Annotated in this window: 12 protein-coding genes; 6 read left to right on the top strand and 6 right to left on the bottom strand. The window is 43.5% G+C overall.

The features are described 5' to 3' along the window. Nucleotides 1-68: 68 nt before the first annotated feature. The 4 genes from FC98_RS05055 to serC all read right to left on the bottom strand — a co-directional run bounded on the left by FC98_RS05055 (nt 69) and on the right by serC (nt 4,438). Nucleotides 69-383 (bottom strand): DMT family transporter, encoded by a 315-nt coding sequence (locus tag FC98_RS05055; protein ID WP_054654762.1) that lies wholly within the window; start codon nt 381-383, stop codon nt 69-71. A gap of 519 nt (nt 384-902) precedes the next feature. Further along, nucleotides 903-1,661: a CPBP family intramembrane glutamic endopeptidase gene (locus FC98_RS05050; protein WP_056949282.1), complete on the bottom strand. Its 759-nt coding sequence runs from the start codon at nt 1,659-1,661 to the stop codon at nt 903-905. A 269-nt stretch (nt 1,662-1,930) separates the two neighbouring features. Beyond that, entirely contained in the window at nt 1,931-3,097 is a 1,167-nt protein-coding gene (locus FC98_RS05040; protein WP_054654760.1) for a phosphoglycerate dehydrogenase, read from the bottom strand. Nucleotides 3,098-3,361: 264 nt separating this feature from the next. After that, on the bottom strand, nt 3,362-4,438 hold the full coding sequence (serC, locus tag FC98_RS05035; protein WP_056949281.1) for a 3-phosphoserine/phosphohydroxythreonine transaminase: 1,077 nt from the start codon (nt 4,436-4,438) through the stop codon (nt 3,362-3,364). Nucleotides 4,439-4,843: 405 nt separating this feature from the next. On the opposite strand from serC, the gene FC98_RS05030 reads away from it, so the two are divergent. From FC98_RS05030 to FC98_RS05020, 3 genes are all read left to right on the top strand, one after another. Continuing rightward, a complete protein-coding gene (locus FC98_RS05030) occupies nt 4,844-5,479 on the top strand; it encodes a histidine phosphatase family protein (protein ID WP_054654758.1) in 636 nt (211 codons plus the stop codon). Nucleotides 5,480-6,089: 610 nt separating this feature from the next. Beyond that, complete coding sequence (locus FC98_RS05025) at nt 6,090-7,736, top strand: peptide ABC transporter substrate-binding protein (RefSeq protein WP_056949280.1); 1,647 nt, start codon at nt 6,090-6,092, stop codon at nt 7,734-7,736. A 163-nt stretch (nt 7,737-7,899) separates the two neighbouring features. Further along, the gene (locus FC98_RS05020) at nt 7,900-8,826 is read left to right on the top strand and encodes an L-lactate dehydrogenase (protein ID WP_054654756.1); all 927 of its coding nucleotides are present in this window, start codon (nt 7,900-7,902) and stop codon (nt 8,824-8,826) included. A 161-nt stretch (nt 8,827-8,987) separates the two neighbouring features. Here FC98_RS05020 and FC98_RS05015 read toward each other — a convergent pair whose 3' ends face one another. Continuing rightward, a complete protein-coding gene (locus FC98_RS05015) occupies nt 8,988-9,533 on the bottom strand; it encodes a hypothetical protein (RefSeq protein WP_008856185.1) in 546 nt (181 codons plus the stop codon). A gap of 90 nt (nt 9,534-9,623) precedes the next feature. Then, nucleotides 9,624-10,535, bottom strand: a complete 912-nt coding sequence (locus FC98_RS05010; protein WP_056949279.1) for a 1,4-dihydroxy-2-naphthoate polyprenyltransferase — start codon at nt 10,533-10,535, stop codon at nt 9,624-9,626. 68 nt (nt 10,536-10,603) lie between these two features. On the opposite strand from FC98_RS05010, the gene FC98_RS05005 reads away from it, so the two are divergent. From FC98_RS05005 to FC98_RS04995, 3 genes are all read left to right on the top strand, one after another. Continuing rightward, on the top strand, nt 10,604-11,326 hold the full coding sequence (locus tag FC98_RS05005; RefSeq protein ID WP_040471204.1) for a demethylmenaquinone methyltransferase: 723 nt from the start codon (nt 10,604-10,606) through the stop codon (nt 11,324-11,326). Between the two features lie 519 nt (nt 11,327-11,845). Continuing rightward, a complete protein-coding gene (locus FC98_RS05000; RefSeq protein WP_008856180.1) occupies nt 11,846-13,024 on the top strand; it encodes an aminotransferase class I/II-fold pyridoxal phosphate-dependent enzyme in 1,179 nt (392 codons plus the stop codon). A 15-nt stretch (nt 13,025-13,039) separates the two neighbouring features. Next, nucleotides 13,040-14,041 (top strand): D-2-hydroxyacid dehydrogenase, encoded by a 1,002-nt coding sequence (locus tag FC98_RS04995; protein WP_172633912.1) that lies wholly within the window; start codon nt 13,040-13,042, stop codon nt 14,039-14,041. Nucleotides 14,042-14,050 lie beyond the last annotated feature (9 nt).

The following is a 14,050-nucleotide window of genomic DNA, read 5'->3' as shown; positions in this document are numbered from 1 at the left end:
TGAATTAATTCTACCATAATTAAAGGGATGTCCCGAGTGAACGATTAATTATAATTGCTAACTTTGAATCAGCTCGTCATCTTAATCCCCACAATACTAACCAGCAGCATTACCACAAAGACCCAAGTGATGGCTGAAATCTTATCACCAAATAAAACGATGCCGGCAATCACTGTTCCCACCGCGCCGATCCCAGTCCAGACTGGATAGGCAATTGCGAGCGGCAATGTTTTGGTTGCGTGGGCTAGTAAAAAGAAGCTGATCAGCATGCCAATAAAGGTGATAATTGTTGGCGTGAGGTTGGTGAACCCATGACTAAATTTCATGGCAGTTGCCCAAACAACTTCAAAAAGTCCGGCGATAATCAATGTGATCCAATTCATAGATATCCTCCTAAAAATAAGTGAGCGGAACAAAGCGGTTAGAACTCGGAACATAAGTCTCCGCCAGCGGAAATTCCCGGTTCTGGAATTTTTGCTGGTGGTGCTTATGTGCAGAGTTCTGCTTTGCGCAGCTGTCCTAAAAGAAAATGGTACCCCTCACAATTCCTTCAAAGACCTAACGGAATTGTCAAAAGTACCAACAATTGCTGCCCGGTGGCAGTCGTTATTTAATTAAAAATATCATAGCACATTCTGTGGGTAAAAGAAACGGTGATAGGTTGTTCATTCAATTTGCTGATTAACCTTTCTCCCTTTTGAGCTTTTGATTAATTGACTCAGCTTCCTTTAGGCGGCAACTATTGCTGATAGGTGGCAAATTGGAACGTTGGAAACTTTTTATACGATCTCAGAAAAGGGCCACAATCATTCCAGTTTTGAAATGATTGTGGCCCTTCGTTAGGTAGAAATTGCTATCTGGATTGTTTTGATTAGTCTCTTAATAGTTGAAGTCAATCAATTTTAATGAACCGGCAAATAATACATTGCCGCCAAAAACGCCAATCCATCGAAGACCATGTGAGCTACGTAAGATGGCCAGATGGTCTTGCTGCGGATGAAGGTTGCATTGAGGAAAAAACGCTCAATCGCAATGATGGCCAGCATCTGAACCAGATTCCAGTTATAGGTTTGAAAGTGAAGCATTCCAAAGATAAACATTGACGCAAGCATCGCAATTCCGAGACCAGCCCGGCGATTGAGATGGTAATACTGAATCAAAAGTGCAGCAATTGTTAAGAAGATGACAATACTAAGCAGTTCTTCATTCATTAGATCAAAAAGATCTGAGAAGATACTCTGGAAGTATGCCATTAATTTATTGCTTGATTTCCCAATTTGGGTAGCGGCGCCATTTTCGCCTAATGATCCCCCTAGCTTCGGTATGACGGTTGCCGCCACATATGCGTAGATTAATTGGAGAATGAACATAATGGCTCCAAAGCCAAAGTCGGACCAGCGGGGTTTGCCAAATAATCGTAGAAGGTGGCCTTGGCTAAGGTACAAGACCCCGCCGATCATAATAATAGCTGGAATCATATCGTCAAAAACGGTTGTCGCCAAGAAACTTTTGAAATTCATGGCCGCAGCAAAAGCCACCCAGATGACCGTGCCAATTGAAACAAACAGGAGTAGCGCCCATAGTCGCCACTGATCAAGCTTTGTATCGAGTAATGGGAATTCCCGTTGGTCGGTTTTGCGCTCAAACCAAAATCTTTTCATACCCTCAACCCCCTAAGTAAGTGAGCGGAGCAAAGCGGTTAGAAACCGGAGCCTAAGTTTCCTTCATCAGAAATCCTGGGCTTTTGGTGAAGGAGGCTTAGGTGCAGGTTTCTGCTTTGCGCAGCTGTCCTAATAAGTATTAGTAACAAGTCATATTTTAGCGCAACCGGTGGAATATAGGAAAGATTTGCATAAGTAGCTAAATGGAATGCAAAAGGGAATTGATGACTAGCACCAACTCCCTTTACTTTAACTATCTTAAATTTCATTTACTTTTTCAATACACGTACCCGATAGACAGCATCGATTTTACTTAATCGTTGAATGAGTTTGTTATCTTCTTCGTTCTTCAAATTATCTAAGTCGATGATGGTATATGCCACACCATCTCTGGCGGCATTGCTCATACTTTCGATGTTGATGCCAGCATCTGCTAAAGCCGTTGCAATTTGGCCGACCATGTTGGGGATATTTTGATGGATAATCGTAACCCGATAAGGGGCATTAAATGGCACTTGGAGGTTAGGCAAGTTGACTGAATTTAGAATGTTACCAGTTTCTAGGTAGGTCATAATCGTGTTAGCACCCTGAGTCGCACCATTTGCTTCGGCTTCAATCGTTGAACCGCCAATATGGGGAGTAACGACGACATCTTCGCGGTTCAATAAAATATTCTCGCCGAAATCAGTGTAATATGTCCGAATTTTACGGGCATCTAAGGCTTCAATTGCCGCAGCGTTATCCACGATGCCACCCCTAGAATAATTGAATAGTTTGACGCCATCCTTCATGATTTCCATTTGCTCACTACCAATTAGGCCAGTGGTTTCCTCATTCTTGGGCACGTGGATGGTGACATAATCCGCGCTTTTTAATGCGTCACCCAGTGTTCTTGCCCGAGTAATACGAGTCGAAATGTGCCAAGCGGCATCGGCTGAAAGGTAAGGATCGTAGCCAATTACGTTCATGCCCAAAGCACTGGCAGCGTTGGCAACGAGTGAACCAACGTGACCAACTCCAATAACGGCAAGGGTGCGTCCGGTTAATTCCGTTCCCTTAAATCTGGTTTTGTCCTTTTCAGTCCGGAGTGAAATATCGGCACCACTATTATGAGCAGCGTAATTTGCAGCCGCAAATAAATTCCGGGATGATGCAACTAGTAGGGCAATGATCAGTTCCTTAACGGCATTAGCGTTACTGCCTGGTGTATTAAATACAGCCGTTCCGTTTTGGGTTGCCTTATCTAAGGGAATATTATTGTAGCCGGCGCCGGCTCTAGCGATAACCTTGAGACTCTTTGGAAAGGTCTGGTCATGTAAATTAACCGATCGGATTAGGTAAGCATCCGCATCGTCAGTCTTGTTAATTTGGTAATTATCAGTAAATTGATCTAGCCCAGCTTGGGCAATGGCGTTATAGGTTTTTACTTGATACATCGTGTTGGTCTCTCCTTCTAAAGTGAGCGGAGCAAAGCGGTTAGAAACTGGAGCATAAGTCTCCTCTGACAGAAATCCCTGGTTTTGGGGATTTTTGTCAGAGGTGCTTATGTGGAAGTTTCTGCTTTGCGCAGCTGTCCTAAAATCAGTGAGCGGATCCAAGTGGTTAACAATCGGAGTGTAAGTCTCCTTGGAGGGAAATTCCGGATTTGGGGATTTTTCTCCAAGGTGCTTACACGTAGATTGTTGCTTGGAGGAGCTGTCCTAATTCTTCTGTTCAAAATTGTGTAAAAAGTCAACGAGTGCCTGAACTCCCTCAATTGGCATGGCGTTATAGAGACTTGCCCGCAGGCCGCCGACACTTCTGTGGCCTTTTAGATTCATCAAACCAGTATCGGCCGCAGCTTGAATCACTTGGTTGTCGAGATCAGCGTTGTCAGTTGTAAATGGCACGTTGGTGAGTGATCTGTCGGATTTCTTGATGTAGTTGGTGAATAGTTTGGAATCATCCAGGTAGTCGTATAGTAAGGCTGACTTCTTGCGGTTAAGTCTTTCAATTTCAGCTAAGCCACCTTGTTGCTTGAGCCATTTGAGAACCAGGCCAGTCGCATAAATTGCAAATACTGGCGGTGTGTTAAACATTGAATTTTTCTTAACGAACAGTGAATAGTTGAGGATGCTAGGGATGTGGGCCACTGGTTTAACGAGATCATCACGGACAATCACAATTGTAACGCCAGCTGGGCCGAGATTTTTTTGAACACCACCGAATATCAAGCCAAAATCTTTAACGTTGTATTCCTCAGCCATAAAGTTGGATGATAGGTCGCCAACTAACGTAACGTCACCGTGAGTGGGTAACGTGTGGTACGCGGTTCCCTCAATGGTGTTGTTAGTCGTGACGTGAAGATAATCATACTCTGATGAGGAAAGTGACTGGTTTGATTGGGGGAGCTTTTGGTAGTGGTCAGCCTTGGTGGAAGCCAGGGTATCAACGCTAACGCCTAAGTTAGTAGCTTCATCGCCGGCGCGGGATGCCCAGTGGCCGCTATCAAGTAAGGCAATTCGATGATGGTTCGTTGCCAAGTTGAGTGGAACGGCTGCGAATTGGCCGGTGCCACCACCTTGGAAAAACAAAACGTGATAGTTATCGGGGACGTGCATTAAATCGCGAATGTCTTGCTCGGCAGTGTTGATAATATCGTCAAACATGGCAGAACGATGAGAAATCTCAAGAATACTCATGCCCGTTCCCTGAAGTGAAGGCAACTCTGATTGAATTTGTTTAATTACTGGATCAGGTAGCGTGGCTGGCCCCGCCGCAAAATTATAAACCGTCATAACTCAAAACTCCCTTATCTTAAATTAAAAGGCTCCCGCAGAATGACACTGCGAGAGCCGGTTTGTTGATCGTTTACTGGCCTCACAGTGTGATGAAAAGTTCATCCATGTAAGGCCTTTTGCTGAGGTTAACTCATATCAAAAGATGGCCTACACGAATGACACCGTAGACCAGGAGGATGATGTAGTTGTTGTTAAACTAGTTAAATCCACTTTCATGTGAATAGCCTCCATTTCTTATAATTAAAATCTAACAGAACGCTCAGATAAATGCAACAGTATTTGGAATAATTTTTGACGGGTAGGTTTGCAACAGTGCCATTAACATGGTAAATTTTAATGAGAATCGTTGCGCTATTGGTGAAGGCGGCGATCAATCAAAGCAACGCTCTGGAGGAAACCAACATGACTGATTTTTACTTCATCCGCCACGGCCAGACGGAAGCAAACGCCATTGGCCTTAAGCAGGGAATCATTAATACTGAAATGACGTACCTTTCGGAAACCGGAAAGAGACAAGCGGAAAGTTTGCATGCAGGTTTCGATATCTCGTTTGCGGATAAAATCATTGCAAGCCCGCTGCAGCGGACAAAGGACACTGCAAGCATCCTCAATCAGAGTGCGAACTTACCGATAACCTATGATAAACGGCTGCTGGAAATATCCTATGGTGATTGGGATGGTCAAAAGAACAAAGTATTAGAGGAAGAATATCCGGCTGTCTTTGACCACGTCCTTAACGATGTTTTACCCACTTACGTCAATGAGGCCGGGGGCCATGCAGAAACGTTTGAGGATGTCATTGGTAGAGCAAGCCAGTTTATGGTCGATGTCAGTCATCAGAATCCCGATGAAAAAATTATTGTTGTTACCCACGGTTTTACCATTAAAGCGGCCGTATTAGCGGCAATGGGATCACCTAAAGAGATGATGGTGATTGAGGAACCTGATAATACGAGTGTTACTAAGATCACTTATACTACCGCTACCCAGGCCTATTACTTGCGTTATTATAATCGGGTGGTTCAGCCGGGGTTTTAGGTGCAGACTTCTAACCGCTTTGCTCCGCTCACTTTTTTTAGGACCGCTGCGCAAAGCAGAGACTTGCATCTAAGGAACTTCCGACTTAAGCCCAAGCCCGGGACTTAAGCCGAAAGCACCTTAGACTCCAGTCTCTAACCGCTTTGCTCCGCTCACTTTATTTAGGACCGCTGCGTCAGGCAGAAACCTGACTCCGCTCACTTCTTTTGTTGACAAGAACTTGTAAATCATATATATTTGTTGCAGATATCAAACGAGGAGGAAGTCACCCATGCAATTATCAGCTGTTAAATCAATGTGTTGTTCGATGTGTCCAGCTCAGGTTAGCACTGATGGTGGCTTCTTTAGGAATTCCATTTAATCAGATGGGGATGGTTTCGACCAGCCCATTGAGTGGAATGCTAAGAGTGTCGCGACTTCAGTGTTAACTGAAGCTGTGACACTCTTTTTGTTTGTCTAAAATCGAGGGTCTAAAATAATTCTAGAATAGCTTGCTTCTTTGCGTATTTAATTAATAGAGCTAAGAAGCACGTGAAACTAAAGGGGAAGATCATCTTGTGTAGTCAGATATTAGGTTGGTGAATTCGAACTAATTTTTGGAGGAGAAAAAATGAAAAAGCTAAGAGCAATATTATTGGTGGCAGTCGTTGGGATTATTACGGTTGGGCTGGCAGCCTGTGGTCAGTCTAGTAGTAAGAAATCCAACTCAAGTGAGCGCCAGACACTCAATCTTAGTACGACTGCACCTTTAGATACAATTGATGTTTCCAAATCGACCGGGTATGGTCAAACCGGAAATACGTTTGAAAGTTTCTATCGACTTGGCAAAAATGGTCAACCAACTGCTGGCCTCGCCCAGAGTGCAAAAAAGTCTAAGGATGGTAAGACTTGGACTTTTACCCTGCGAAATGCTAAGTGGAGTAATGGTGATAAGATTACTGCCCAAGATTTTGTTTATTCTTGGAGAAGAACACTCAATCCGAAGACGAAGTCGACTTATGCATACCTGTTTAGTGGGATCAAGAATGCTGACAAGGTTAATGCCGGCAAGCTGCCACCAAGTGCCGTTGGGATTAAAGCTACCGATGATAAAACGGTTGTCGTTCAACTTGAGAAGCCAATCGCTTATTTCAAGGTGTTAATGGCTTATCCATTGTTTGGCCCGCAAAGCCAAAAGGCCGTTCAAAAGTATGGGAAAAAATACGGAACTAAGTCGCAATACATGGTTTATTCTGGTCCGTTTAAGATCGAAGGTTGGAATGGAACGGGCAACAAGTGGCAGTTTGTTAAGAATAATCAATACTGGGATAAGAGCGTTGTCAAGCTTAAGAAGATTAACTATACCGTGGTTGCCAGCCCAACAACTGGACTTGAGCTTTACCAACAAGGCAAACTTGATTTGACGCCATTGTCAAATCAACAAATCAAGAATTACAAGAGAAACAAGGAATTCAAACAGTACCCTTATTCACTGGTTAGCTTCTTGGAATATAACTTCAAAGATGAAAGCAAGACCAAGCAAAAAGTTATGAGCAATCGTAACATTCGAACTGCAATTTCCTTGACGGTTGACCGAAAGCAGTTGACAAAGAAAGTTCTTGGTGACGGTTCTGCGACACCAACTGGTTTTGTGGCCTCAAAGCTAGCGAGCGACCCTAAGACTGGCGTGGACTTTGCCAAACAACAAGCTGTTCCAAATACCGTTGATCATAATGAAAAGTTAGCTAAACAGTATTGGGAAAAGGGATTGAAGCAAGTTGGTGTTAAGAAAGTCAGCCTTTCAATTCTGGCTTCAAGTGATGATCCAACTACGAGCCCTGTGACTCAATATTTGAAGGCCCAATTAGAAAAGGTCTTGCCAGGGTTTGACCTGAATATTAGAAACGTGCCAGGGCAAGTTGCTACCCAAGATGCGTTGAAGGGTGACTTTGATATTTACCTCTCTGGCTGGGGCGCCGATTTCAACGATCCAATTTCGTTCCTGCAAATTCCAGAATCTGGGACAGCTTATAACTATGGTAAGTATCGTAATGCTACCTACGATAAGCTGATCAATCGGGCTCAAAATCAGGACGCAAACAATACTGATAAGCGTTGGGATGATCTTGTCCAAGCCGCTAAACTATTTAACAAAGACCAAGGAATGACGCCACTCTATCAACAAGTGACATCATATCTTCAGAAGTCTTCATTAAAGGGTGTTATTCACAATACTGCTGGAACACAGTGGAGTTATAAGTATGCTTATATGAAATAGCCCAGGATAAATCGTTATTAGAAGCTCTTAATCATTTAATTATGGTTGAGGGCTTTTTTGGTATTCAAATAGAAATTTAATTTTCTAATTTATCTGCCATTTTTATCAGTTCCGTGCTAAACTAAGATAAATCAATCAGCAAAACATAATATGAGGTGATCAAATGACAAGAAAAATTGCTGTCATTGGAATGGGAAACGTTGGTTCCACTGCTGCACATTACATAGTTGCTTGTGGGTTTGCGGACGATTTAGTTTTAATTGATACGAGAGAGAAAAAGGTTGAGGCGGATGCAACGGATTTTGAAGATGCCATGTCTAATTTACCCTTTCACACCAATATCACGGTTAACGACTACTCAGCTTTAAAAGACGCAGACGTTATTATTTCCGCGTTAGGTAACATTAAATTACAAGATAATAAAAATGACGACCGGTTTGCGGAATTACCATTTACCAGCAAGGCGGTTAAATCAGTAGCGCAAAAGATTAAGGATTCCGGTTTTAATGGGATTATCGTTGATATTTCGAATCCAGTTGACGTTATTACCTCGATGTACCAGCAAATTACTGGATTGCCAAAGAAACACGTCATTGGAACTGGCACGTTACTTGATTCGTCAAGAATGAAGCGGGCAGTTGCTAAGGAATTAGGAATTGATCCCCGTTCGGTTTCTGGTTATAACTTGGGTGAGCACGGCAACTCACAATTCACGGCTTGGTCAACAGTTCGCGTACTGGGTCATCCAATTACGGAAATTGCAAAACAGCGTGGCTTGGATTTAAACAAGCTAGGTAAAGCAGCACGTGAAGGCGGCTTCAATGTGTTCCACGGTAAGAAATATACAAATTACGGCGTAGCAACGGCGGCTGTTCGGTTAGCTAACACTGTGATTAGTGATGCAAGAACGCAGCTAGCAGTCTCAAATTACCGAGAAGAATTGGACACGTATCTATCATACCCAGCAATTGTGGGCCGTGATGGCATCTTAGAAAAGGTGCAACTGGACTTAACAGATGAAGAAAAAGAAAAACTGCAAACTTCAGCTAATTTTATTAAGACGAAGTTTGCGGAGTCGATGAAGGGCTAGTGTGCGAAGAAAAGCCCTTATATTGTTAGCGGCTGCTTTTCGGAGCACGATTCCACTAGATAACGGCGGAAACTCTGGTTTTGGATTTTAGGGGGAGAAAGAACTTCCCAATAACAACAGGCGCCATTGGCTAAACACCAGTTTCAGTAGTCTTCAGATAATTACCCCGCTTTAGTCACCACATTCTTACTCATCTTTCGAACAGTGGTAGCCGCCTGATCATCATTAATCGTTCTAATAATATGGCGGTCGCTCGTTTCGCGACTTTGATCTTCATCAGCTTGGGATGTGTGAACTTCAAAGCTGTGATAGATAACGTGATGTTCACTTATTTCAAACCAGTTTGGGGTTAATTGTTTTTCCTGTTTTGTGATGCTTTTGTCTGGCCAAACTAAGTAATGAACTTTACCGGCTACCCGAGAACTTTCAATTTGCCAGCCTAATTTGAAATCCGAAACTTCTTGCCAGCGTTGAATGTTGACGTGCTTGACCGCGTAATAAATGATGCTGGCGTATTTGATTTTTCGATTGGCTTGGAATTCAGCTTCAGATAACGGCCGATATTTTTGCTTGGGTTTGGTTGTTTGGTGAGGTGATTGAACCGGATACGGTGTTTTACGAGACTGACTTGAAAAAAATACCAATGATCCGATGATTGTAAGTATAATGATGGGTAAAATGCTTAAAGTAACGTATCGTTTATGCATTTTTTTCTCCTAGAATCGTTCGTTTGTATTGTTAATATCATTCTGATCGAAATGATAAAGGTGAAGAGATTCCGGTACCATCCAAGTTGCTTAACCAACTAATGAATACAACCAATATGCCAAAAAGCCAACCCAGAGGCTAAGTGAACCGGCACCCAGAATTCGGACTGAGCACACAAACGTTTTAGTTTTAACCTGCTCGGCAGTAAATAGTCGCATTTGTTTGAAAATAAATGGAACGGCTAAGGCAATGGAAATGAGAGCGGCTGGGTAAACGCCTAAAAAAATTGCTAAGAAAATCAGTAAAATGGCTAGAATATTCATGGCATTAAATAGAAAAACTGAGTGTGGAACGCCCAAGTAGTGGACAATGGTGTAACGGTGGTTTAAGCGGTCCTCTTCAGCATCGCAAATGTTATTGGAGAACATGATATTGCCGATCCAAATGAATTCAGGGGCCGCTGCCAACAAAATTTCTAATAATAATTCAGGGTTCCACGTGAACACTTGATAAGAATTAATGTAAACTGAAATCAAGACAATCATGACACCCATCGTGAAACCGGAAACTAGTTCACCAAATGGTGTGCTAGAAATCGGGTGTGGACCGGTTGAATACAACACGCCGATCGCAAAGCAAAACATCCCCATCCAAAGTAGTGGTAGGCCTACTTTGGTGGTTAAGTAAAGACCAATGGCGGCAGAGGGGCCAATTAGAGCAACCAGTAAACTGTTTAAGAAGGTTGCGGAGATGTTTGCCCGGCCCACAATATTGGTTTTCGATTTGTATTCTTCTGCGTCAGAATGGTGAAAGTCGTTATAATTGTCCATCACGTTAACGGCGGCGTCAAACAAAATCATTGCGATGAAGAACAGCGCCGCGTATAAGCCATTAACGGAATTTAAAAAGTACCAGCTAAAGAAGAGGCCAACACTAAATGGGAAGGCACTCGCACCAAGAATTTTAAATTCAATTAGTTCGGTAAATGTTGATAAATTCATTAGGAGCCTCCAATAGACAAATGGATTTGTTACAAGTCACAATCAAATTATACCAGAGGAGCGACAAAATGAGCTTAACAAATAAAACACCTGAATCACAAGTTGAATCATTGTTTAATGAACTAGCCCCTAACTATGACTCGATGAACTCTTTGATTAGCCTGGGCTTACATCGTAAGTGGCGACGGATTGCCATGAAAGAACTGCATCATTTACGTGGTGCGTTTGTGATTGACGTGTGCTGTGGCACGGGTGATTGGACAGTTGCCTTAGCCAAAGCGGTTGGACCGGCTGGCCGGGTTGTTGGCTTGGATTTTAGCGAAGATATGTTAGCGGTCGCTAAGAAGAAAATCGCCGCAGCAGGTGTTTCCGACCGGGTCACCCTTGTGTCGGGAGATGCCATGGAGCTGCCCTATGCGGACGATGAATTTGATGTCGCAACGATCGGGTTTGGCTTGCGTAACGTTCCGGATGCTAACCGAGTGCTTGCCGAAATGGTTCGGGTTGTTCATCCAAACGGTCAAATTGAATCACTAGAAACATCAAAGCCGACGTCACCATTACTTAAATTGGGGTGGTGGGGCTACTTTAAAATTGTTCCGGTTATGGCCCAGTTTGCTGTTGGAAAGTACCGAGAGTACTCGTACTTGCAGCAAACTGCCAAGCAATTCGTCACTGCCAAGCAGCTGGCTCAAATGTTTCGGAAGGCGGGGATGACTAACGTTTCCTACCGACTCTTAACTTTTGGGGCAGCTGCCTTACACCTAGGTCGGGCAGAAAAATCAGAATAAACCTTGTCAAGCCATATTAAAACAGTTATCATGTAATTAACTTATTCTAAGGAGTTTTTAATGATGATAAACAATCAAGAAACTCAATTGAATAGTTGCCGATATTACTTTTGGTTTTTCCAGATCTGATCTGTGATAAGCCAAGAGATTTTCATGATGGAAATTAAAGGCCGCGCAGATCAGTAATTGACTGTGCGGGATAAACCAATGGTGGGTCCTTTTCAGTCAATCAACTGACTGAGAAGGACTTTTTTTAGGACTGCTGCGCCAGGCAGAAACTTCCACATAAGCACCTCGGCCAAAAATTCCAAGCCCGGGAATTTCTGTCCAAGGAGACTTATGCTCCAGTTTCTAAGCGCCTGGCTCCGCACACTTTATTAGGACAGCTCCTTCAGGCAGAAACCTACGTGTAAGCACCTCCGAGAAAAATTCCAGACCCGGGAATTTTCTTCGGAGGAGACTTACACTCCGGTTTCTAACCACCTGAATCCGCTCACTTATTTTTAGGAGGAAAACACTATGAGTAACTTATCAGACAAAATGAACAAACGGGTGGCTGCGTTAACGCCCGCCGCAATTTTGACTTTTAATCAGAAAATTTCAGCAATTCCAGATATTGTTAAATTGACCTTGGGGGAACCCGATTTTAATACGCCTGAGCACGTGAAGCAGGCGGCAGTTAAGGCAATCGAGGCTAACCAAAGCCATTACACTAATTCACGGGGAACTGAGGGCTTGCGAAAAGCCGCTGCGGGATTTCTTAACAAAAAGTATGGCCTTAATTACAATCCAGATACGCAATTAATCATGACAGCCGGTGCCACAGGTGCGATCTATGCCGCGTTAACTGCGATGATTAATCCAGGTGATACGGTGATTGTGCCAACACCAATTTTCCCACTTTACGTGCCAATATTGATGCTAGCGGGGGCTAAACCGGTATTTGTTGATACCTCTGAGGACGGCTTTATTTTATCGCCAGAGAAATTATCAGCCGCAATTGAAGCCAACCAAAATACTGTTAAAGCGGTTATTCTGAACTTCCCTAACAATCCCACTGGCGTTACATATCATCAAGATGATTTACAAAAACTCGCTGACGTGATTTCAAAGCATGACATCATCTGTTTAAGCGACGAAATATACAGCGAATTAACTTACGACGGAACCCACGTTTCAATGGGGACCATTCTACCTGAACAAACGTTAGTAATGAACGGCGTATCGAAGTCCCATGCCATGACTGGCTGGCGGGTTGGGATGATCTGTGGTCCAGAAGACATCATTAATGAAGTCGCTAAGGTGAGCGAATTTACAATCACATCTTTAGCAACGAACACGCAGGCAGCCGCTGAAGAAGCCTTTAAAAATGGGATGGACGATGCCTTACCAATGAAGAAAGCTTACATGGCACGAAGAGATCTGCTGGTTGCTGGGTTAGAAAAGGCTGGCTTTAGTTGTCCTAACCCCAATGGCGCCTTTTACGTATTTGCCAAAATTCCCGAAGGCCTCAATCAGAATAGTGAAGCATTCTGTTATGAACTTGCCGAGCAAGCTAAGGTAGCCTTGATTCCGGGCTCCTACTTCCTTCCTGGTGGTGAGGGGTATGTTCGAATCAGTTACGCGGCCAGCACTGAGGACCTTCAAGAAGCCATTAGTCGAATTCAAGCCTACGTTGATAAAAAAGCCGTTAAGTAAAGGAGTTAATTGGTGATTATGAAAATTTTAATGTACACGTCTCGTCCCGACGAACAACAACCCATTAATGATTGGGCCAAACAAAATGGGGTTCAGGTTGATACCAATACGGTGCCTCTGAGTGCAAAAACCGTTGATTTGGCAAAGGGTTATGATGGTATTTCGATTTTACAGCACGGTTCTGTGGGGGATCCTGAAGTCTACCGAAAGTTGCACTCATTTGGAATTAAGCAGATTGCGCTGAGAAGTACCGGCTATGAAATTATGGATCTTAAAGAAGCGGCCAAGAACGACTTGGTGGTAACGAACGTGCCAGCTTATTCACCCCGTTCCGTGAGTGAATTGGTGCTGGCTCACGTCATGTGGCTATTACGCCACCTTGGGGAAGTGAAAGAACGTGAAGATCAGGGTGATTTCAGCTGGAAGGGAATTGAAGCTAAGGAAATTCATACCCTGACGGTGGGAATTATCGGTGCTGGCAAAATTGGTAGCGCCGTTGCTCGAATTTTCAATGCATTGGGTGCCAAGGTGATTGCTGCCGACCCGATTCACCGTCCAGAATTAAATGATACCTTGACCTACGTCGATCACGAGACGGTTTACAAGACGGCCGACATTATCACAATGCACACGCCACTCACTGAAGAGACCCATCATATTATTAATGCCAAGGTATTCAAGGAAATGAAGCCAACGACGATTTTTATCAACGCGTCTCGCGGACCGGTGGTTGATACGCCAGCATTGGTGGCTGCACTTGAAAATAAAGAGATTGCCGCAGCTGCGATTGACACCATCGAAGGCGAGAATGGGATTGTTGGTCAAGATTTGTCTGGTAAACCGATTAATAACGAGAACTTGAAGAAATTGTTAGCAATGCCTAACGTCAATGTCAGTCCTCATATTGGCTTCTACACGGAGGTTGCTGTTCAGAACATGGTTGAAATTGCGTTAAATGATACCATGGCGATTATAAACGGCAAGCCAAGTCCCCATCAGGTTGGCGGTCGACTGTAGGAGTAGGAT

Source organism: Lentilactobacillus kisonensis DSM 19906 = JCM 15041 (assembly GCF_001434135.1).
GTDB classification, from domain to species: Bacteria; Bacillota; Bacilli; order Lactobacillales; family Lactobacillaceae; genus Lentilactobacillus; species Lentilactobacillus kisonensis.
Note: the sequence above shows the minus strand (reverse complement) of the source record. Positions and strands in the feature narration are given on the sequence as shown.